The sequence below is a fragment of the Sphingomonas phyllosphaerae genome (assembly GCF_036946485.1).
GTDB lineage: Bacteria > Pseudomonadota > Alphaproteobacteria > Sphingomonadales > Sphingomonadaceae > Sphingomonas > Sphingomonas phyllosphaerae_E.
This window is the reverse complement of the sequence record NZ_JAQIJA010000005.1, coordinates 1,284,691-1,306,483: the sequence shown is the minus strand read 5'-3', so window position 1 is coordinate 1,306,483 and position 21,793 is coordinate 1,284,691. Positions and strand designations below refer to the sequence as shown.

Annotated in this window: 16 protein-coding genes; 10 read left to right on the top strand and 6 right to left on the bottom strand. The window is 68.4% G+C overall.

What is annotated here, in order from left to right; all coding sequences use genetic code 11:
* Window positions 1-10 precede the first annotated feature (10 nt).
* Both PGN16_RS14795 and PGN16_RS14790 read right to left on the bottom strand, forming a co-directional pair.
* A complete protein-coding gene (locus tag PGN16_RS14795; protein ID WP_335310134.1) occupies window positions 11-3,199 on the bottom strand; it encodes an efflux RND transporter permease subunit in 3,189 nt (1,062 codons plus the stop codon).
* A gap of 6 nt (window positions 3,200-3,205) precedes the next feature.
* Window positions 3,206-4,432, bottom strand: coding sequence for an efflux RND transporter periplasmic adaptor subunit (locus PGN16_RS14790; protein WP_443019662.1), 1,227 nt, complete (start codon window positions 4,430-4,432; stop codon window positions 3,206-3,208).
* A 100-nt stretch (window positions 4,433-4,532) separates the two neighbouring features.
* On the opposite strand from PGN16_RS14790, the gene PGN16_RS14785 reads away from it, so the two are divergent.
* From PGN16_RS14785 to PGN16_RS14765, 5 genes are all read left to right on the top strand, one after another.
* Window positions 4,533-5,183, top strand: coding sequence for a TetR/AcrR family transcriptional regulator (locus PGN16_RS14785; protein WP_335310133.1), 651 nt, complete (start codon window positions 4,533-4,535; stop codon window positions 5,181-5,183).
* 85 nt (window positions 5,184-5,268) lie between these two features.
* Entirely contained in the window at window positions 5,269-6,258 is a 990-nt protein-coding gene (locus tag PGN16_RS14780) for a substrate-binding domain-containing protein (RefSeq protein WP_335310132.1), read from the top strand.
* Between the two features lie 109 nt (window positions 6,259-6,367).
* Complete coding sequence (locus PGN16_RS14775) at window positions 6,368-8,848, top strand: TonB-dependent siderophore receptor (protein ID WP_335310131.1); 2,481 nt, start codon at window positions 6,368-6,370, stop codon at window positions 8,846-8,848.
* Window positions 8,849-8,983: 135 nt separating this feature from the next.
* Window positions 8,984-10,750 (top strand): alpha-amylase family glycosyl hydrolase, encoded by a 1,767-nt coding sequence (locus PGN16_RS14770; protein ID WP_335310130.1) that lies wholly within the window; start codon window positions 8,984-8,986, stop codon window positions 10,748-10,750.
* Between the two features lie 132 nt (window positions 10,751-10,882).
* Window positions 10,883-12,196, top strand: coding sequence for an MFS transporter (locus PGN16_RS14765; protein ID WP_335310129.1), 1,314 nt, complete (start codon window positions 10,883-10,885; stop codon window positions 12,194-12,196).
* 9 nt (window positions 12,197-12,205) lie between these two features.
* Here PGN16_RS14765 and PGN16_RS14760 read toward each other — a convergent pair whose 3' ends face one another.
* Both PGN16_RS14760 and PGN16_RS14755 read right to left on the bottom strand, forming a co-directional pair.
* A complete protein-coding gene (locus tag PGN16_RS14760) occupies window positions 12,206-12,880 on the bottom strand; it encodes a FadR/GntR family transcriptional regulator (protein ID WP_335310128.1) in 675 nt (224 codons plus the stop codon).
* A gap of 93 nt (window positions 12,881-12,973) precedes the next feature.
* Window positions 12,974-13,786 carry a DUF4336 domain-containing protein gene (locus PGN16_RS14755; protein WP_335310127.1) on the bottom strand — a complete coding sequence of 271 codons (813 nt, stop codon included), beginning with the start codon at window positions 13,784-13,786 and terminating at the stop codon, window positions 12,974-12,976.
* 108 nt (window positions 13,787-13,894) lie between these two features.
* Between PGN16_RS14755 and PGN16_RS14750 the strand changes: the two genes are divergently transcribed.
* The 5 genes from PGN16_RS14750 (at window position 13,895) to maiA (ending at window position 18,080) form a co-directional block, all read left to right on the top strand.
* Complete coding sequence (locus tag PGN16_RS14750) at window positions 13,895-15,013, top strand: 8-amino-7-oxononanoate synthase (RefSeq protein WP_335310126.1); 1,119 nt, start codon at window positions 13,895-13,897, stop codon at window positions 15,011-15,013.
* Window positions 15,010-15,633, top strand: a complete 624-nt coding sequence (gene bioD / locus PGN16_RS14745) for a dethiobiotin synthase (protein WP_335310125.1) — start codon at window positions 15,010-15,012, stop codon at window positions 15,631-15,633. The genes PGN16_RS14750 and bioD overlap by 4 nt, the downstream gene beginning before the upstream one ends.
* A complete protein-coding gene (locus tag PGN16_RS14740; RefSeq protein WP_335310124.1) occupies window positions 15,630-16,865 on the top strand; it encodes an adenosylmethionine--8-amino-7-oxononanoate transaminase in 1,236 nt (411 codons plus the stop codon). The genes bioD and PGN16_RS14740 overlap by 4 nt, the downstream gene beginning before the upstream one ends.
* A gap of 22 nt (window positions 16,866-16,887) precedes the next feature.
* Entirely contained in the window at window positions 16,888-17,124 is a 237-nt protein-coding gene (locus PGN16_RS14735) for a hypothetical protein (RefSeq protein ID WP_335310123.1), read from the top strand.
* Between the two features lie 308 nt (window positions 17,125-17,432).
* The gene (maiA, locus tag PGN16_RS14730; RefSeq protein ID WP_335310122.1) at window positions 17,433-18,080 is read left to right on the top strand and encodes a maleylacetoacetate isomerase; all 648 of its coding nucleotides are present in this window, start codon (window positions 17,433-17,435) and stop codon (window positions 18,078-18,080) included.
* Between the two features lie 646 nt (window positions 18,081-18,726).
* Here the strand turns inward: maiA and PGN16_RS14725 are convergent.
* Both PGN16_RS14725 and PGN16_RS14720 read right to left on the bottom strand, forming a co-directional pair.
* Window positions 18,727-20,526, bottom strand: coding sequence for an IlvD/Edd family dehydratase (locus PGN16_RS14725; protein ID WP_335310121.1), 1,800 nt, complete (start codon window positions 20,524-20,526; stop codon window positions 18,727-18,729).
* Between the two features lie 18 nt (window positions 20,527-20,544).
* Complete coding sequence (locus tag PGN16_RS14720) at window positions 20,545-21,672, bottom strand: aldose epimerase family protein (protein WP_335310350.1); 1,128 nt, start codon at window positions 21,670-21,672, stop codon at window positions 20,545-20,547.
* Between the last annotated feature and the right edge of the window lie 121 nt (window positions 21,673-21,793).

Here is a 21,793-nt window from a genome sequence, read left to right as displayed (position 1 = left end):
AGTCTTCACGTCAGGCCCCCTGATGGGCGGTGTCGCCCGTGGGATGATCGTCATGCGCGGGCGCATCGTCGTGCGGCTTGTTCTCGTCCTTGCCGTGCCCGAACAGGCGCAGCACGACGACGAAGAACATCGGCACGAAGAAGATCGCCAGCACCGTCGCGGACAACATGCCGCCGACCACGGCGCGGCCGATCGCATTCTGGCCGCCCGCACCCGCGCCGGTCGACACCGCCAGCGGCATCACACCGAACACGAAGGCAAGGCTGGTCATCAGGATCGGACGCAACCGCAGCTTGGCCGCTTCCACCGCCGCGTCGAAGGCGCTCAGCCCCTCGGCGATCCGCTCTTCGGCGAATTCGACGATCAGGATCGCGTTCTTGGCGGACACGCCGATCGTGGTGATGAGCCCGACCTGCAGGTAGATGTCCTTGTTCAGACCCGTCAGCCACGCCGCCAGCACCGCCCCGATGATGCCGAGCGGGACGACCAGCAGCACCGAGATCGGCACCGACCAGCTTTCGTACAGCGCGGCGAGGCAGAGGAAGACGATCAGCAGCGACAGCCCGTAGAGCGCCGGCGCCTGCCCGCCCGACAGCCGTTCCTCATAGGACAGGCCGGTCCATTCCAGCGTCGTGCCCGGGGGCAGCTTCGCATGGATCTCCTGCAACGCCTCCATCGCGGCGCCGGTGCTCTGCCCCGGTCCCGGCGAGCCCTGCAGCTGCATCGCCGGCTGCCCGTTGTAGCGGGTCAGCGATACCGGCGCATTGGCCCATTCGAGCGTCGAGAAGGCGGTGAACGGTGCCATCTGACCGTTCGCGCCGCGGACGTACAGCTCCCCGACGTCCTCGGGCGACATGCGATACGGCGCGTCGTTCTGGACATAGACGCGCTTCACGCGACCGCGGTCGATGAAGTCGTTGATGTACCCGCCGCCCCATGCGGTCGCGATCGTCGAATTGACCGCCGACAGATCGAGGCCGAGCGCGCGCGCCTTGTCCTCGTCGATCTTGACCTTGAGCTGCGGCGCGTCCTCCAGGCTCAGAGGGCGGACCTGTGCCAGCCGCGGATCCTGCGCGGCCATGCCGAGCATCATGTTGCGGATCTGCGTCAACTTCTCGTGCCCGACGCCGCCGGTATCGACCAGCTGCACGTCGAAGCCGGTGGCGTTGCCCAGCTCCTGCACCGCCGGCGGGATCAGCGCGAAGATCAGGCCGTCCTTATATTGCGACAGCGCGCCCATCGCCCGGCCGACGATCGTCTGGGCGCGATTGTCGCCGCCCGACCGCTCTTCCCACGGCTTGAGGTTGACGAAGACGAGGCCGGTGTTCTGGCCCTGACCCGCGAAGCTGAAGCCGTTGATCGTGAAGACGCCCTGGACGTTCTTGCCTTCCGCCTTGAGGAAGTGGTCGCGGGTGATCGCCAGCCCCTTGTCGGTGCGGGCGGTGCTCGCGCCGGCCGGGCCCTGCACCAGCGCGATGACGAAGCCCTGATCCTCGTCCGGCAGGAAGCCCGAGGGCAGCCGGATGAAGATCAGCGCCATGCCCGCGACGATCAGCAGATAGAGGAGCAGCGAGCGCTTCCAGTGGCGCGCGGTGCTCTTCACCCCGCCCTCGTAGCGATGCTGCGCACGGTCAAACTTGTCGTTGAACCAGCGGAAGAAGCGCGCCAGCGGCCCCCTGCCTTCCTGCTTGTCCGGGTCGTGCGGCTTGAGGATCGTCGCGCAGAGCGCGGGCGTCAGGATCAACGCGACCAGCACCGACAGCACCATCGCCGAGACGATCGTGATCGAGAACTGGCGATAGATCACGCCGGTCGACCCGCCGAAGAACGCCATCGGCAAGAACACCGCCGACAGCACGAGGCCGATGCCGACCAGCGCGCTGCTGATCTCGTCCATCGACTTGCGCGCGGCTTCCTTCGGCGAAAGATGCTCGGTGACGATCAGGCGCTCGACGTTCTCGACGACGACGATCGCGTCGTCGACCAGTAGACCGATCGCCAGCACCATGCCGAACAAGGTCAGCGTGTTGATCGTATAGCCGGCCAGCGCCATCACCGCGAAGGTGCCGAGCAGCACGACCGGCACCGCGATCGTCGGGATCAGCGTCGCGCGCCAGTTCTGGAGGAACAGGAACATGACGAGGAACACGAGCACCACCGCCTCGATCAGCGTGTGGATCACCTGCTCCACCGACAGCCGCACGAACGGCGTGATGTCGTAAGGGTAGATGACCTTCACGTCGGCGGGCAGCGTCTTGCCGATCTCGGCGACGCGCGCCTTGAGCAGGTCGACGGTGTCGAGCGCGTTCGCCCCCGCGGCCAGACGGACGCCGAAGCCCGACGCCGGCTTGCCGTTATACTGAACGTCGAAGCCGTAATTCTCGGCGCCGATCTCGACGCGCGCGACGTCGCGGAGGCGGACCACCGAGCCGTCCGTGCCCGTCTTCAGCCGGATATTGCCGAACTGCTCGGGGGTTTGGAGCCGGGACTGGACCGAGACGGTCGCGTTGAGCATCTGCTCCTTGGGCGCGGGCTGCGCGCCGATCTGGCCGGCGGAAACCTGCGCGTTCTGCGCCTGCACCGCCGACGTCACGTCGGCGACGGTCAGCGCGTAATTGTTGAGCTTGAGCGGATCGAGCCAGATGCGCATCGCATATTGCGAGCCGAACACCTGCAATTCGCCGACGCCGTTGATGCGGCTGACCGGATCCTGGAACTTGGACACGACCATGTCGGCCAGATCGTTGTTGCTGTGCGAGCCGTCGGTGGAGACGAGACCGACGACCGCGAGGAAGCTGGCCGCCGACTTGGTCACCTGAATGCCCTGCCGCTGCACTTCCTGCGGCAACAGCGGGGTGGCCGCCTGCAACTTGTTCTGGACCTGCACCTGCGCGATGTCAGGGTCGGTGCCCTGCTCGAAGGTCAGCGTGATCGTGACCACGCCCGCCGACGAGGAAGACGAGGAGAAATAGCGCAGGTTATCGATGCCGCGCAGCTGCTGCTCGATGATCTGCGTGGTCGTGCGCTCGAGCGTTTCGGCGTCGGCGCCCGGATAATTGGCAGTGATCGCCACCGCAGGCGGCGCGATCTCGGGGAATTGGGCGATCGGCAGGCTGCGGATCGCAATGATCCCCGCCAGCATAAGGCCCACGGCGATGACCCATGCGAAGATGGGCCGGTCGATGAAAAAGCGCGACATGCGGCGTTACTTCCCCTGGGCCGGCTGACCCTGCGCGGCACCGCCAGGCGCGCCGAGTTGGGCGGGCGCGGCGTTCGGATTGTAGGGCACGGCCTTCACCGGCATCCCGGGGCGCAGCATCATCGCGCCTTCCATCACCACCTTGTCGCCCGGATTGAGCCCGGCGGTGACCAGCCAGTTGTCGCCGATCGTGCGCGGCGCGGTCAGCTGGCGCGGCTGGAGCTTGCCGTCGGCGCCGACGACCAGCACGCTGGGATTGCCGCGCTCGTCGCGCGTCACCGCCCGCTGCGGCACCAGAATCGCGTTGCTCTTCGTTCCCTCGACCAGCTCGGCGCGGACGTACATGCCCGGCAGCAACAGTCCCTTCGGGTTCGGGAACAGCGCGCGGATCGTCTGGGTGCCGGTGTTCGGGTCGACGCTGACGTCGGCGAACTGCAACTTGCCCTCGATCGGATAGACCGAGCCGTCCTCCAGCCGCAGCCGGACGCGGGCGGCGGTGCCGCCGCGGGCGAGATCACCAGCGGCGATCTGCTGACGCAGCTTGAGGAGGTCGGCGCTCGACTGCGAGACGTCGACGTAGATCGGGTCGAGCCGCTGAATGGTGGTCAACGGGTTGGTCTGCGCCGCGCTGACCAGTGCGCCGGTGGTCGTCACCGAGCGGCCGATCCGGCCCGAGATCGGCGCACGGATCGTGGTGCGCGCGAGATCGATCTGCGCCGACCGCAACGCCGCCTGCTGCGCGGCGACATCCGCCTGCGCCTGCGCGGCGGAGGTGACGGCGTTCTCGTAATCCTGCCGCGCGATCGCGTTGATCTTGACCAGCTCGCCATAGCGGCGCTGGAGCGCGGCGCTCGACGCGATCGCGGCACGCGCGCGGGCCAAAGCGGCGCGCGCGCTGGCGACCTGCGCCTGATACGGCTGCGAGTCGACGCGATACAGCGGCTGTCCGGCGCGGACGAGGTCGCCCTCGGTGAAGAGACGCGCGGTGACGAGGCCGTTGACCTGCGGACGCACCTCCGACGTTTCGAAGGCAGTGGTCCGCCCCGGCAAGGTCGTGGTCAGCGTCACCGATTGCGGCTGCACGGCCAGCACGCTCACTTGCGGCGGTCCGGCCGGTCCGCCCGGACCCTGTTGCTGCTGTTGCTGCGACTCGTTCCCGCCACCGCAGGCGGCGAGCGGCGCCAGCATCATCGCGGCGACCGCGAACCCCGTTTTCGGCCCCATTTTCGGCATGGACATCTCTTATGAAGTGTGTGAGTGATCGCTCACTCACGAATGCTGCTACTGCGAAGAGCGGGCACCGTCAAGCTGGGAAGAACATGGTCGGCGCGAATTGATACAGCATTGTAAAGAAGGGTGTCCTGAGCCCGACACCACCTTCCCGCGCGACAGGAGCGGGAAGGCAAACGCACGTCGTGCAAAAATAGTTCAGGCTGCGCGGGAACTTTTTGCCGAGCACGGCTTCCACGCGACTAGCATGGCGAAACTGTCGGAACGCTCCGGCGTGCTGGTCGGCCAGATCTATCGCGACTTCGCCAATAAGGAGGCGATCGTCGCCGCGCTGGTCGAACATGACCTCGACGAGTTTCTGGCCGGCGACGAATTGTGTGCGGCGCGCTGCACCGCCGATCGCACGATGGTGCGCGACTGGATCGCGCGCTTCATCGCCTGCAACGATCTCAACGACACCCGACTGATCGCCGAGATCATGGCGGAGGCGAACCGCAACCAGCGGATCGCGGAGATCTTCGATGCGATGGACGATCGGTTGCGCGGCCAATTGGTGCGCGCGCTGAAGATCATCGTGCCGGGCGCCACCGACGAGGGCCGCATCGCGCGGCTCGGCGAGTCGATCCTCATCATGGCGGGCGGCATGTGCCAGCGGCGGTTGATGAACGCGCGGTGCACGGATCCCGAGGTGCTTAAGTTGTTGATGGACTTCATCGATAGCGAGATCGCGGCGATCGAGCGCGATCAGGGCTGAGCGGTCAGGACCGCGACCATGACCCGCATTGCGGCGCAGCGCCGACCGATTATGAAGCAATCGAACAAAGCGGGGACGTGACGCGGTGGCAACGGCGATGAAGCTGGCCGATCTGGCTGTAATGGCGGGGGTTTCGACCGCGACCGTGTCGCGCGCGCTGTCGGGCCATCCGTCGGTCAGCAAGACGACGCAGGAGCGCATTCGGGCGCTGGCGCGCGAACATGGCGTGCGCCCGAACCAGCTCGCGCGCAATCTGCGCCTGCGCAGCACCGGCGCGATCGCGCTCGCCATGCCGCTCGGCCATGCGCGCACCCAGCATCTGACCGACCCGTTCTTCCTCAGCCTGCTGGGTTTTCTTGCCGATCTGCTGGTCGACCGCGGGTACGACATCCTGTTGTCGCGCGTGCTGCCGGAGAGTGACGAATGGCTCGACCGGCTGGTCGACAGCGGGCGCGTCGACGGCGTGCTGCTGGTCGGCCAATCGGACCAATATGCGACGATCGAACGCGTTGCCGAACGCTATGCACCGCTGGTGGTGTGGGGTGTCGACCGCCCGGGGCAGCGCCACCTGACGATCGGCTCCGACAATATCCTGGGCGGGCGGATCGCGGGCGAGCATCTGCTGAGCCTCGGGCGACAGCGGCTGCTGTTCGTCGGCGATCCCGCCCCGCCCGAGTTCGCCGACCGGCTCGCGGGCTTCCGCGCCGCCGCGGGCGGGCAGCCGGTCGAAATCCTGGCCTGCGAGATGGACCCGGACGCCGTTCATGCGGCGGTGCGCGCGCGGCTTGCGCAGGGAACGTCGCCCGACGCGATCTTCGCGGCCTCGGACGTCGCGGCGATGAGCGCGTTGCGCGCGCTGACGGAAGCCGGGCTGGACGTGCCGGGCGATGTGGCGGTGATCGGCTATGACGACGTGACCCTCGCCGCGCATACGTCACCACCGCTCACCACGATCCGGCAGGATCTGGTGACCGGGACCAAGCTGATGGTCGATGCCTTGCTCCGCAGGATCGCGGGCGAGCCCGTCCAGAGCGCGATCGTGCCCCCCGAACTGATCCTCCGCGCCTCCGCCTGATCAGCATCTGCAATCGTTTGCAGGATTTCTATTGCAAACGATTGCAGGGCTTGTATGTCACTGACATACGGCCCTCCGGCAAGGCGGGCGCCCCAGGAGAGGTTCTGTCATGACGACGCTGCGTATTCGCCTGCTCGCTTCCATCCCCGCACTGCTGATCGCGGGCGCCGCTCACGCGCAGGTGCCGCAGGCGGATGCGACGAGCGCAACAGATCCGACCGAGGCCGCCGCGCCGGAGGATATCGTCGTCACCGGGGTGGCGCAGGGGCGTAACCGGCTGGATACGTCGGTTTCGGTCAGCTCGCTCGACGCCGACCTGACCGCCAAGATCCCACCGCGTAACACCGCGGAAATCCTTCGTAATCTGCCCGGTGTGCGCGTCGAGGCGTCGGGCGGCGAGGGCAATGCCAATATCTCGGTACGCGGCCTGCCGGTCGCGTCAGGCGGGTCGAAGTTCCTGCAATTGCAGGAAGATGGCCTGCCAGTGCTCGAATTCGGCGACATCATCTTCGGTAACGCGGATATCTTCATCCGTAACGATCTGTCGCTCGCCCGGATCGAGTCGGTGCGCGGCGGATCCGCGTCGACGTTCGCCAGCAACTCGCCCGGTGGCATCATCAACTTCATTTCGAAGACCGGCGAGCAGGACGGGGGCTCGTTCCAGCTCTCCTCGGGCATCGATTATCGCGAATATCGCGCCGACTTCGCCTATGGCGGGCACATCGATGCGCAGACCCGCTACGAATTGAGCGGTTTCTACCGCCTCGGTGACGGTCCGCGCGACGTCGGTTATGACGCGATGCGCGGCGGCCAGATCAAGGCCAACATCACCCGCGAGTTCGACCGCGGCTACGTCCGCGTCTACGGAAAATATCTCGACGATCGCAGCATCGCCTATCTGCCCAACCCGGTGCGCGTGACCGGTAGCGACGGCGAGCCGACCTACCAGAACATCCCCGGCTTCTCGATCAACGAGGACACGCTGCACAGCCGCTACATCGGATCGGTGCTGACGCTGGACGGCAACAACAATCCGGTGCGCCGCAACATCGGCGACGGGATGCACCCGGTCGTCAAGTCGGTCGGGTTCGAGGGCCAGTATGAGATCGCCGACGGCTGGAACGTCACCGAGCGCTTCCGCTATTCGGACATCTCCGGCGACTTCGTCTCCCCCTTCGCCGCCGCGGTCGGCGATGCGCAGACCACCGCCAACGGCTTCGCCGGCGCGGGCGCGCAGCTCTATTACGCCAGCGGCCCGCTGTCGGGGCAGCGGATCGCCAATCCGGGCACGGTCGGCGGCAACGGCCTGCTCGCCAGCGTCGTGCTGTTCGACGTCGACCTGAAGAGCCTGAACAACATCACCAACGACCTGCGCGTCAACGGCAAGGTCGACCTCGGCGGCGGGGCGCTGTCGATCGCGGCGGGCATCTACAATTCGCGGCAGGACGTGAAGACCGACTGGCTGTGGACGTCGTTCTTCCAGACCGTGCAGGGTGACGGCCGTTCGGTGCTGGTCGACATCCGCAACGCCGCGGGCGTGTCGCAGACCGCCGGGGGCACGCTCTATTCGGCGTCGTTCTTCGGCAATTGCTGCCGCCGCAGCTATGACATGCGCTACACCACCAACGCGCCGTTCGCGCAGCTCGGCTTCGAGGTCGGGCGGCTGAACATCGACGGCAGCCTGCGCTACGATTTCGGCTCCGCCAAGGGCAGCATCGCGGGCGACCTGCCCGGCGCGGTGACGACGCGTGCGCAGGACATCAACGGCGACGGCGTGCTCTCGGTCGCCGAACAGACCGTCGGGTTCATCCCGAACAACCGCACCGGCATCGACTATGACTATAGCTATCTGTCCTATTCCGCGGGCGTGAACTACCGGCTGAGCGACACGCTGGCCGCCTTCGCGCGCTACAGCCGCGGCGGGCGCGTCAATGCCGACCGGCTGCTGTTCGGGCCGACCATCAACCTGCAGACCGGCGGGCTGGTCAACGGCTCCAAGCCCTATGACTTCGTCAAGCAGGCCGAGGGCGGGCTGAAGTTCTCCAGCGGACCGATCGGGCTGTATGCGACGGTGTTCAACGCGCGGACGCAGGAGACCAATTACCTGCTGTCGCAGCAGCAATTCACCAGCCGCGACTACGAGGCGACCGGCGTGGAGCTGGAAGGCCGCTTCCGCCGCGGGCCGTTCTCGCTAAGTGCTGCGGGCACCTATACCGATGCGACGATCACCCGCGATGCGACCGACGCGACGCTGAACGGCAACCGCCCGCAGCGGCAGGCGGCGTTCGTCTATCAGGCGACCCCGCAGCTCGATTTCGGGCGCGTCAGCTTCGGCGCGAACGTGATCGGAACGACCTCCAGCTATACCCAGCCGGTCAACCAGCTGAAGATGCCGGCCTATACGCAGGTCAACGGCTTCCTGCTGGTACGCGCGGCGGACAACGTCAGCTTCAACCTGAACGCCAACAACATCTTCAACGTAAAGGGCATCACCGAGGCCGAGGACGCGGCGATCCCGTCGAACCAGCTGGTGCGCGCGCGCTCGATCAACGGGCGGACGATCGCGGCGTCGGTGCGGTTCGATTTTTGACCTTAAGCGTCATTGCGAGCGTAGCGAAGCAATCCAGGGTTGGACCAGGACGCCCTGGATTGCTTCGCTACGCTCGCAATGACGAAAGTCTCTGCACCACTGCGCGTGGCAATCGGTTGCGATAGGATTGACGACATGACCATGCAGCAACGCCTGGAGGCGATCGCACCGCGGCTGCGTCGCCAGTTGGCGCGGCTCTATCCCGATCACGACGGCGAGGCGCTGTGGGCGATGGTCGAAGCGTCGCTTCATGCCCGCGCCGCCGAACGTTCGCCCGCGTTGCAGGCGCTCGACGGCGCGCGGGTCGCCGATCCAGACTGGTTCGTGCGCCCCGACATGCTCGGCTATTCGACCTATGTCGACCGCTTCGGCGGGACGGTGGAGGGGCTCGCCGCGCATGTCGATCATCTGGAGGCGCTGGGGGTGCGCTACCTCCACGTCCTCGCGCTGCTCAAGGCGCGGGCGGGCGACAGCGACGGCGGGTTCGCGGTCGCGGATTATCTGAGTATCGAGCCGCTGCTGGGCACGATGGCGGATGTCGAGCAGCTGACCGAACGGCTGCGCGCGGCGCGGATCAGCCTGTGCGTCGATCTCGCACTCAATCACACCGCCGACGATCACGAATGGGCCAAGGCCGCGCGGGCGGGCGACCAATTCTATCGCGACTTCTACATGGTGGTCGACGATGCCGAGGCGGCGGCGCGCGACGCCGAACTGCCGCAGGTCTTCCCGACCACCGCGCCGGGCAATTTCACCCAGGTGCCGGAAATGGGCGGCAATGTCTGGACGACCTTCTACCCATTCCAATGGGATTTGAACTGGCGCAACCCGCACGTCTTCGTCGCGATCCTCGACGCCGCGCTGCGGCTCGCCAATCACGGGTTCGAGGCGTTCCGGCTCGACAGCACCGCCTTCCTGTGGAAGCAGCCGGGCACGACGTGCCGCAACCTGCCGCAGGCGCATTATATCGTCCGGGCCTTGCGCGCCGCGCTCGACATCGTCGCGCCCGCGACCCTGCTGAAGGCGGAGGCGATCGTGCCGACCGCGTTCGTCCCGCCCTATTTCGGGATGGACGAGGGCGACGGGTTCGAGCCCGAATGCCATCTGGTCTACAACAATTCGCTGATGGTCGCGGGCTGGGTCGGACTCGCCGAACGATCCGCGCAACTGCCCGCGGCGATCGTCGCGGCGAGCGGCGGGCTGCCGTCGGGGGCCAACTGGCTGAGCTATGCGCGCTGCCACGACGATATCGGTTGGGGCGCGGTGCTCGGCGACCTGCGCGCGATCGACCCTGAACCCGAAGCGCGGCTGCGCACCGCCGCCGCCTTCCTGCACGGTGCGGGCGATAGCTGGGCGCGCGGCGTGCCGTTCCAGTCGGACGGCGCGGCGCTGCACGGCACCAACGGCACGCTCGCCTCGCTGGCGGGGCTGGAGGCGGCGCAGGACGATGACGCGCGCGAGGCGGCGCTGCGGCGGATCGCCTTGCTCAACGCGCTGTCGATCGCCAGCGGCGGGCTCGCCACGACCTATATGGGCGACGAGGCCGGGCTGCTGAACGATTACGATTATGCCGACGAACCCGAGCTGGCGCACGAGGGCCGCTGGGTCCATCGGCCCGCGATGGATTGGTGGGCGCGGGAGACGCCGGCGGCGCTGCGGATCAGCGCCGATCTCGTTGCACTGCGAGACGCGCGGATCGCGAGCGGGGGCGCGGGGGCGCCGGCTTTGATCGAGACCGGGGATTTGGCGCTGCTGGGTGTTGCGTGCGGGCGCGACCGGGTGTTCCTCAACTTCGGGGATCGCGAGGTGGCGGTGCCGGACGCGGGGCGAGACCGGCTGAGCGGCGCGATGATCGAGGCGTTGCCGGCGTGGGGGGTGGTGTGGCTGGAGGGGGGCGCATGATACCCGGCGATCCGTCATTCCCGCGCAGGCGGGAATCCAGACATGCGACGGTCGCGCCTCCCCCGGTGAGAACGGAGGTTCTGGATCCCCGCCCGCGCGGGCATGACGAAGCAGTCAGACAGGAGCCATGAGATGACCAAACCTCGCCTGTCGCTGGCGCGGATCGTCGAGATGAACCTCGGCTTCCTCGGGCTGCAATTCTCATTCGGGCTGCAACAGGCCAATATGGCGCCGATCTACGGCTATCTCGGCGCCGACGAGGCCAGCCTGCCGCTGCTGTGGCTCGCCGGCCCGGTCACCGGGTTGCTCGTCCAGCCGCTGATCGGGGCGATGAGCGACCGCACCAATACGCGGCTCGGGCGGCGCACGCCCTATTTCCTGATCGGCGCGGTGCTGTGCAGCCTGTGCCTGTTCGCGATGCCATACAGCCGCGCGCTATGGATCGCCGCCAGCCTGTTGTGGATCCTCGACGCCGCCAACAACGTCACGATGGAGCCGTATCGCGCCTATGTCGGCGACCGGCTGGCGGAGGATCAGCGCGCGACCGGGTTCCTGACGCAATCGGCGTTCACCGGGCTGGCGCAGACGCTATCGTACCTCGCGCCGTCGCTGCTGGTGTGGATCGGGTTCGACAAGGATGCGGTCGACGCGAACGGCATTCCCGACATCACGCGGATCGCGTTCCTGATCGGCGCGGTGCTGTCGCTGTCGACGATCCTGTGGTCGGTGTGGCGGGTGCCGGAATTGCCGCTGCCGCCCGAGGAGCAGGCGCGGCTGGCGGCCGAGCCGCTGACGCTGCGCGCGACGCTCGCCGATCTGAAGGCGGCCTTGGTCGAGATGCCGAAGCCGATGCGGCAGCTCGCGCTGGCGATGCTGTGCCAATGGTATGCGATGTTCGCCTATTGGCAGTTCATCACCTTCGCGCTGGCGCGGTCGCTGCACGGCACCGCCGAGACCGGCAGCACCGCATTCCGCGACACCGTGCTGACCGTCGGGCAATTGGGGGCCTTCTACAATGCCGTCGCGTTCGTCGCGGCGCTGGCGCTGATGCCGCTGGCGAAGCGGTATGGCGCGAAGGCGGTCCACGCCTGCTGCCTCGCCGCTTCGGGCGCCGCGATGCTGGCGATCCCGGCGCTGCCCTCCGAGGGGTGGCTGTTCGTCGCGATGATCGGGATCGGCATCGGCTGGGCGGGGATGATGGGCAATCCGTACATCATGCTGACCGGCATGATCCCGCCCGCGCGCAACGGCGTCTATATGGGCATCTTCAACATGTTCATCGTCATTCCGATGATGATCGAGAGCCTGTCGATCCCGCTGTTCTATCGCAGCCTGCTGGGCGGCGACGCGTGCGGGGTGATCGTGCTCGGCGGGGTGCTGATGCTGGTCGGTGCGGTGGCAACCGTGATGGTCGGGCGCGGGGCGCGCGCGCGGGTGGTGGCGTAGCCCTTGCCCTTACGCCGCCAGCGCCACCTCGGTATCGCGCTGCGCCTGCCGGATCAGCCGCTCGGTCACTACGCGCGCGCCCGCGCCGTCGCCGTTGGCGATCGCCTCGAACAAGGCGCGGTGGAGCGGGATCGGGTCCTGATAATGCGCGGGCGTCCGGTATTTGAAGAAGGTCGTCCAGCGCACCGCGGCGGCGATGCTGCTCGACAGGCTCACCAGCAATTCGTTGCGCGTCGCCTGCAGGATCGTCGCGTGGAAGCGCTGGTCGGCGCTCTGCCCCTCCTGCGTGCGCAACCCGTGCGCGGCCATGATCTCCAGCGCATGCCCCATCCGCGACAGTTCCGCGGCGCTGCGCTGGAGCGCGGCCAGCTCGGCGGCGGCGGGCTCGACGATCAGGCGGAGCTGGAACAGGCTGCGCACGAAGTCGAGCGACGGCGCGCCCTCGAACATCCACGCCAGCATATCGGGATCGAGCAGATTCCAGTGCGCGCGGTCGCGGACCCGCGTGCCCGCCTTGGGCCGGCTCTCGACCAGTCCCTTGGCGCTGAGCATCCGGAGCGATTCGCGGATCACGCTGCGCGAGACGCCGAATTGTTCGGCCAGCTCCAGCTCGCCGGGCAGCGTGACGCTGGCCGGATGTCGTCCGGTGACGATCGCGACGCCCAGATCGTGCGCGATCGTCATATGCGCCGGCCCGCGCCGTTCGCTTCTCTCCACCCTGCCCCCCGCTGTCATGCCGCAGCTTAGGCGGATGCGCGCGGCAGGAGCAAGGCGCGGTTATTCGGCCCAGGCGAGCGCGCGGCGCAACTGCCCGGCAGCGTCTTCGGTGAAGGGCCGGCCATGCGCGAACACCACCCGCTCGGGAGCGAGCGCGACCAATGTCGCCACCGCCGCGCGCAGATCGCGCCCGCCGAAGCGCAGCACCGGGCGCAGGTAGCGCGGCGTCGTGCCCCATGCCCCGCCGCTCAGCCGCGCGATGAACGCGGTGATCGGCGGCAGCCGCTCGGGCTCCATATGCTGGACGACGTCGGTGAGAACCAACGTGCGCGAGGCGCGGTGGTGGAACCACACTTCGTTGAACCCCGCCGCGCCCGCGATCAGCCCCTGATCGACCGCCTCGGCCCATTCGGGGGGCGGCACCGCGCCCAGCTCGCGGTCGATCCGCAACCCGCTGCGCTGCACCTGCCCACGCTCGCGGAGCCCCGGTGCGGCCCAGAGCAGCGCCTTGGGATAGGCGCGCTGCCACGCTGGCAGCCGCGTCCAGTGCGCGATGTTCGGTGCGATCAGGTGACGCACCACGCCCAGCTCGGCAAGCGCCGCCGCCAGCGCCGGGGTGAAGCGCGTCGGCGAATGCAGCATCAGCGAGCGGTCGGGCAGCCGCATCACCGTCATGCGGATCGGCAGCGACAGGCCGGAGGCGATCATCGGCCCGCTGTCGACGATCCACACGTCCTTGCCGAACGGCTTGAGCACGTCGAGCGGCGGGTAGCTGGCGGGGGCGTCGCTGCGGCGTTCGCGCGCCGCCAGCCAGGCGACCGCACCGGCGGCGACCGCCGCGCCGCCCAGCGCGAGCTTCGTGTTACGGTCCATCGGTCAGCTCCCTCTGCATCCGTCGATCGAGCGCTGCCAACGCCCGAGCCGCGCGATCGGTGGCACGGATACTGGCCAAGCGGCACCCGCGACGGCATAGGCGCGCCGATGCAGCTTGTCGCCCAACGCGCCCATCTCTCCGCGCTTGCCGATGCCGGACGCCTGCGCACGCTGGCGCCGCCGCGCGGCATCGACCTGTCCTCGAACGACTATCTCGCGCTGTCGACCGCGCCGCGGCTTGTGGCGGCGGCGCAGGCGGCGCTGGCACGCGGCGTCGCGCTCGGCTCGGGCGGGTCGCGGCTGTTGCGCGGCAACGACGCCGAGCATGAGGCGCTGGAAGCGGAGGCCGCGGCGTTCTTCAGCGCGGAGGCGGCGCTGTCGTTCGGCTCTGGCTATGCCGCGAACACCGCCTTGCTGTCGTCGGTGCCGCAGCCCGGCGACCTGATCGTCCATGATGCCTTGGTCCATGCCAGCATGCACGACGGGATGCGGCTCGGGCGCGCGACCTGCGTTTCGGCGGCGCATGGCGACCCGCAGGCGGCCGACGACGCGATAACGGCGTGGCGCGCGGGCGGCGGCACCGGCACGCCGTGGATCGCGATCGAAAGCCTCTACAGCATGGACGGCGACCTGACCGACGTCGCCGCCTATCTGGCGGTCGCCGACCGACATGAAGCGATGCTGGTCGTCGACGAGGCGCACGCGACCGGCGTGTGGGGCGCGGGCGGGCGCGGCGTGGCGGAGCCGTGGCACGGGCGCGCGAACCTCGTCACGCTCAACACCTTCGGCAAGGCGCTGGGCTGCGAGGGCGCGGTGCTGTGCGGGCCGGCGCTGGTGCGCGACTTTCTGGTGGCGCGCGCGCGGCCGTTCATCTTCTCGACCGCGCCGTCGCCGCTCGCCGCTGCGGTGGCGCGCGAGAGCCTGCGCGTGGTCGCCGACGAGCCCGAACGGCGCGCCCGGCTCCACGCGCTGATCGACGCGGCGCGGCGACACCTTGCCCCACTCGGCGCGCGTGTCGAGTCGCAGATCGTGCCGCTGGTGATCGGCGACGACCGCGAGACGATGCGCGTCGCGGTGGCCGTGCAGGCGGCGGGGTTCGACGTGCGCGGCATTCGGCCCCCAACCGTTCCGGCCGGGACCGCGCGGCTGCGGATCGCTCTGACACTCCACGTCACCGAGCAGGAAATCGCCGCCTTGGCGGATGTATTGAAGGAAGTGCTGTCATGAGCGGGACGATCGTCGTCACCGGGACCGACACCGATGTCGGCAAGACGGTGTTCGCCGCCGCGCTGACCGTCGCGCTCGGCGCGCGCTACTGGAAGCCGGTGCAGGCCGGGCTGGCGGACGGCAGCGACGCCGGCAGCGTGGTGCAACTCGGCGTCGCCCCGGCGCGGGTGGTGCCCGAGGCCTATCGGCTGAACACGCCTTGCTCGCCGCACCGCGCCGCCGAGATCGACGGGGTGACGATCGACCCCGCGAGTCTGGCGCTGCCGGCGGGCGACGGGCCGCTGGTGGTGGAGGGCGCGGGCGGGGTGCTGGTGCCGCTGACCCGCCAATGGTCGTTCGCCGATCAGGCGGCGGCATGGGGGCAGCCGGTGGTGCTGGTCGCGCGCACCGCGCTCGGCACGATCAACCACAGCCTGTTGTCGATCGAGGCATTGCGCGCGCGCGGCGTACCGCTGCTCGGCGTCGCGTTCATCGGCGACGCGGTCGAGGACAGCGAGGCGGTGATCGCCGAGATCGGCAAGGTGCGCCGACTTGGGCGGCTGCCGCGCCTCGCCGACCTGAACGCGACGACGCTCGCCGCTGCCTTCGCAGCGCACTTCAATGTCGAGGATTTCCGGTGAGTTCGGTCTGGCATCCCTTCACGCAGCACGGGCTTCAGGAGCCGATCCCGTGCGTCGTGCGCGGCGAGGGCGCGGTGCTGCACACCGCCGACGGGCGGCGCGTGATCGATGCGATCTCGTCGTGGTGGGTGACGACGCACGGCCATGCGCACCCACGGACCGCCGCCGCGATCCGGGAACAGGCCGGTCGGCTCGACCAGATGATCTTCGCCGGCTGGACGCACGAGCCCGCCGAGGAGGTCGCCGCCGGGCTGCGCGCGATGATGCCGGCGTCGCTGACGCGGGTGTTCTTCTCCGATTCGGGGTCGACCAGCGTCGAGGTCGCGCTGAAGATGGCGCTCGGCTACTGGCTCGCGAAGGACGACCCGCGCCACCGCATCCTCGTCATGGAGCATGGCTATCACGGCGATACGATCGGCGCGATGTCGGTCGGGCAGCGCGGCGTCTTCAACCGCGCCTATGCGCCGTTGCTGTTCGATGTCGAGACGATCCCGTACCCGGCAGTCGGCGCGGAGCAGGCGACGCTCGACGCGCTCGACCGCGCCTGTGCGGCGGGCGCGGCGGCGTTCATCGTCGAGCCTTTGGTGCTCGGCGCGGGCGGGATGCTGTTCTATTCGGCGGATATGCTGCGGCAGATGCGCGACATTTGCGCACGGCACCGCGTGCTGTTCATCGCCGACGAAGTGATGACCGGCTGGGGCCGCACCGGCACGTTGCTCGCCTGCGAGCAGGCGGGCATCGAACCCGACATCCTGTGCCTGTCCAAGGGGCTGACCGGCGGCGCGCTGCCGCTGGCGGTGACGATGGCGAGCGAGCCGATCTTCGAAGCGCATTGGTCGACCGATCGGGCGAAGATGTTCTTCCACTCGTCGAGCTACACCGCCAATCCGATCGCCTGCGCCGCCGCCGCCGCCAATCTGGCGATCTGGCGCGAGGAGCCGGTGCTGGAGCGGGTCGCGCGGCTGGGCAACGCACAGGCGGCGCGGCTGGCGCGGCTCGACGGCATCCGCAACCCGCGTGTGCTTGGGACCATCGCCGCGTTCGAGATCGGCGCCGGGGTCGGGTATCTGTCCGACCTGGCACCGCGCCTGATGACGGCGTTCCGCGAACGCGACGTGCTGCTGCGCCCGCTCGGCGACACGCTGTACGTCATGCCGCCTTACTGCATCGGCGACGACGATCTCGACCGCATCTATTTCGCCATATCGGAGGTGCTGGCACGCCACCGATAACGTGGATGCGCGTTGAGGGATGATGACCGCATTCTCCCGAACCAGCCTCACCCTGTCGATCCTGTGGCGGCGCTGGCGCGGCTGGTGGTCGGATCACCGCGCGATCGCGCGCGAGCGGGCGGCGGCGCTGGAGGCCAGGGCACGCGAGACGCTGTCGCTTGGCGAGGCGCAGCGGCTGGCGATGGAGGCGGCGGCCCTGCTCGCGGTGGCCGACGGCGCGGGGCGGCGCAAGGGCGTCATTCCGTTGCTGCGCAACTGATGCGACGCGCCAAGGGTCTGTACTTAATCGCAACAAGGTCGTGACGGAGCGAATTTTGGCGCCAGGCTAGGAGCAAGGAGGGAGCGATGCCAAAGCATCGTGACCGACGCGCGACGCCGCATGGCGCCAAAAGCCGCCCGCCGCAAAGCGGTCGCCTGAGGAAGGCCGCTCACCGTCGTCGCTTGCTTGCGGGTAGCTCTGCTACCCGGCTGCGCTGCGCTCCTCGTGGGCGGCCTTCCTCAGGCGATCACGATCCTTGTTGCGATTGAGTACAGACCCTAGACTGCCCCAAAAACAGGGGAGGAAGCATGACCGCGACGCCCGACCGGCCGGTGCTCCACGGCTATTTCCGCTCGACCGCTGCCTATCGCGTGCGGATCGCGCTCAACCTCAAACGGGTGGCGTGGCGCGACGCCTTTCACCATCTGCGCCATGGCGAGCAGCGGTCACCCGATTACCTGCGGCTCAATCCACAGGGGCTGGTGCCGGCGCTGGAATGGGACGGCGTGGTGCTGACGCAAAGCCTCGCCATCTGCGACTATCTCGACGAGCGAGTGCCCGCGCCGCCGTTGCTGCCTGCCGATCCGGTGTCGCGGGCGCGGGTCCGGGCGTTCGCGCAGGTGATCGCGTGCGACACGCACCCGGTGCAGAATTTCCGTGTACTGCAACGGCTGCGTGCCGCGGGGCTGGACGAGGCGGCGGTCAACGCCTGGGCCCGCGACACGATCGCCGAAGGGCTGGCGGCGTGCGATGCGCTGATCGGGGGTGGGCAAGGGCCGTATTGTTTCGGCGAGGCAGTGACGCTCGCCGATCTGTGCCTGGTGCCGCAATTGGTGAATGCACGGCGCTTCGGGGTAGCACTGGCGTGGCCGCGCTTGCTGGCGATCGAGGCGGCATGTCTGGCACTGCCGGCATTCGCGGATGCCGCACCGGAGCGACAGCCTGACGCCGAGTGACGATATTTGTTCACGCGGAGGCGCGGAGGTGCTCCGCCCAGCGCCGCAGGCATGTTCAACAACGAAGGCGGATCCGTCATTGCGAGCGCAGCGAAGCAATCCAGAGCCGGATCAGGACGCCCTGGATTGCTTCGCTCCGCTCGCAATGACGAAAATGATGTCCGGCGGGCGCGGCAAGCGCGCCCTCTCTGCGCCTCCGCGTCTCTGCGCGCGATCAATCCGCGCGCAGCCGCGAACATGAAGCTGTCCAGCAGGCGACACCGTGTTACTTGCCCGGCGTCCTCGCGGCGGCGCGTGCAGCAGTTTTATGCGCGCAGAGACGCAGAGGCGCAGAGATGTCGTGGGCTACGCATCGTGCAGCTCCTCACAAGGATATGAGAGGCTGCTGGCGCAGCCGGGAGAGACTCCCCGAGCAGCCCTCCGCGCCTCCGCGCCTCCGCGTGAGAAATCTTGAGTTCGCGCAGAGCACGCAGAGCACGCGGAGAAGCGGTGCGCCGTGCCACGGTCCGCGGCAGCAACCACCGTCATCCCGGTGGCGGACGGGAGCCGTGCCTGCGGCGCAACCGCTCTGCGCCCTCTGCGTGCTCTGCGCGAACAAAAAAGGCGCGGAGAGAAGACCCTCCGCGCCGCCGCGTGTACCGGTCCGTCAGTGGTTGTCGCGCGGCAGTCCCTTGGTCTGCGCGATGCGCTGGTACTTCTCGGCGCCTTCCAGGATCGCGCCGGTGCTCATCTGCCCGACCACCGCGCGCTGGATCTCCTGCCACGGCGTCTGCGAGGCCGGGTACGCATAGCCCCCCGCCGCCTCCAGCGCCGCGCGCCGCTCCGCCAGTTCCGCGTCGGAGATCAGCACGTTGGCCGTGCCCTTCCCCAGATCGACCCGCACCCGGTCACCGGTCTGAAGCAGCGCGAGGCCCCCCATCGCCGCCGCTTCCGGCGAGGCATTGAGGATCGACGGCGACCCGCTCGTCCCCGACTGCCGCCCGTCGCCGATGCACGGCAAGGCATGGACACCCTCGGTGATCAGATAGGCCGGCGGGCGCATGTTGACGACCTCGGCCGCGCCCGGATAGCCGATCGGCCCCGCACCGCGCATGAACAGCAGCGTCTCGGGCGTGATCCCGGTCGCCGGATCGTCGATGCGCGCGTGATAATCCTCCGGTCCGTCGAACACCACCGCCGGGCCCTCGAACGCCTCGGGGTCGTCGGGGTTCGACAGGTAACGGTCGCGGAACTCCGGCGAGATCACGCTGGTCTTCATCACCGCGGCGTCGAACAGATTGCCCGACAGCACGATGAACCCGGCCTCTTCCTTGAGCGGCGCGTCATACGGACGGATGACCTTTTCGTCCTCGATCGCGACCCCGCGGCAATTGTCGCCCATGGTCTTGCCGTTGACGGTCAGCGCGTCCTCGGCGATCAGCCCCTGCTCCATCAGCTGGTTGACCACCGCCGGCACGCCGCCCGCGCGGTAATAATCCTCGCCCAGATACTCGCCGGCCGGTTGCAGATTGACGAGCAGCGGCACCTTGTGGCCCTGCTCCTCCCAATCCTTGATCGGCAGCTCGACGCCGATGTGCCGCGCGAGCGCCGCGAGGTGGATCGGCGCGTTGGTCGACCCGCCGATCGCCGAATTGACCTTGATCGCGTTGTGGAACGCGTCCCTGGTCAGGATGTCCGACGGCTTGAGATCCTCGGCGACCATCTCGACGATCCGCTTGCCGGTGAGATACGCGACCTCCTGCCGGTCGCGGTACGGCGCCGGGATCGCCGCCGAGCCCGGCAGCGACATGCCGAGCGCCTCGGCGAGCGAGTTCATCGTCGTCGCGGTGCCCATCGTGTTGCAATAGCCGGTCGACGGCGCCGACGACGCCACCAGCCGGATGAACTCGGCATCGTCGATCTCGCCCGCCGCGAGCAGCTGCCGCGCCTTCCAGACGATCGTCCCCGAGCCGGTGCGCTCGCCCTTGTGCCAGCCGTTGAGCATCGGCCCGACCGACAGCGCGATCGCGGGGATGTTGACCGTCGCCGCCGCCATCAGGCACGCCGGGGTCGTCTTGTCGCAACCGATCGTCAGCACCACGCCGTCGAGCGGATAGCCGTACAGCACCTCGACCAGCCCGAGATACGCCAGATTGCGGTCGAGCCCCGCGGTCGGGCGCTTGCCGGTTTCCTGGATCGGATGCACCGGGAATTCCAGCACGATCCCGCCCATCTCGCGCACGCCCTCGCGCACCCGCTCCGCCAGCACCAGATGATGGCGGTTGCAGGGCGACAGGTCCGAGCCGGTCTGCGCGATGCCGATGATCGGCTTGCCCGAGCGCAGTTCCTCCAGCGTCAGACCGAAGTTCAGATAGCGCTCCAGATACAGCGCCGTCATGTCGATGTTCGCCGGATTGTCGAACCACGCACGGCTGCGCAGCTTCGTCGGATCGTGGGGGGCGGTCATGTCAGCAAACTCCGGGGATCAGCGCGCCACCGAGACGCGGTACACCATGCGGTGATGATAGGGCTTGCCCGGATCGACCCGCGCCGAGCCGAACGACGGCTGGTTGGGGGTGTTCGGGAATTTCTGCGGTTCCAGCGCGAAGCCGTCGCCCATGCGGTACACATGGCGCTGCTTGCCGACGAAGCTGCCGTCGATGAAGTTGCCGGAATAGAATTGCACGCCCGGCTCGGTGGTCAGCACCTCAAGCACGCGCCCCGACGCGGTGTCCTCGACGCGCGCCGCCAGCCCGGGCTCCTTGGTCGCGCCTTTGTCGAGCACGAAATTGTGGTCGTAGCCGCGGCCGATCACGATCTGCGCGTCGCTGCCGTCGCGGACGCTCTGCCCGATCGCGCGCGGCTTGGTGAAGTCGAACACCGTGCCCGCCACCGGCGCCAGCTCGCCGGTCGGGATCAGCGCCGCGTTGACGGGGGTGTAGCGCGCCGCCGGGATCGTCAGCAATTGCGGATAGATGCCCGCCGACGAGCCCTCGCCGGCCAGATCGAACAAGGCGTGGTTGGTCAGGTTGACGACCGTCGCGGCATCGGTCTTCGCGTCGAGATCGATGGTCAGCGCGCCGTTATCGTCGAGGCTGTAGGTCGCCGACACTTGCAGCGTGCCGGGATAGCCCTGATCGCCCGCCGGGCTGGTGATGACCATCGTCACGCTCGCCTGCGGACCCGACTTCACCGAGGCGATCCGCCAGATATATTTGTCGAAGCCCTTGGTCCCGCCGTGCAGCGAGTTGGTCTTGTCGTTGAGCGGCAGCTGATACGCCTTGCCGTCGATCGTGAACTTGCCGCCCGCGATGCGATTGGCATAGCGGCCGACGGTCTGCCCCCAGAAATTAGGGTTGGTGACATAGCTGGCGGCGTCGTCATAGCCGAGCGTGATGTCGGCGACCTTGCCGTTGCGATCGGGCGCGTTGAACGACTGGAGCGTCGCGCCGAGCGTCATGATCCGCGCGCTGACGCCGTTGCTGCCCTTGAGCGTCACCGCCTCGATCGCGGTCCCGTCGGGCAGCCTCCCGAACGCGGCACGCTCGGCAGTCGCCGCCGAAGCCGAGGACGCCGCAAAAACACTCGCCAGCGCCATGCCTGCGCCCACCATCCATCGCGCCACTGAAATGCTCACCGACACCCCTCCCGCACTTGCCAGCCAACAGCGTTTGCCGCATTGACCGCTTCTTCGCGACGAATATAGTCAGACATATCTCTGCGGCGCAACCCCG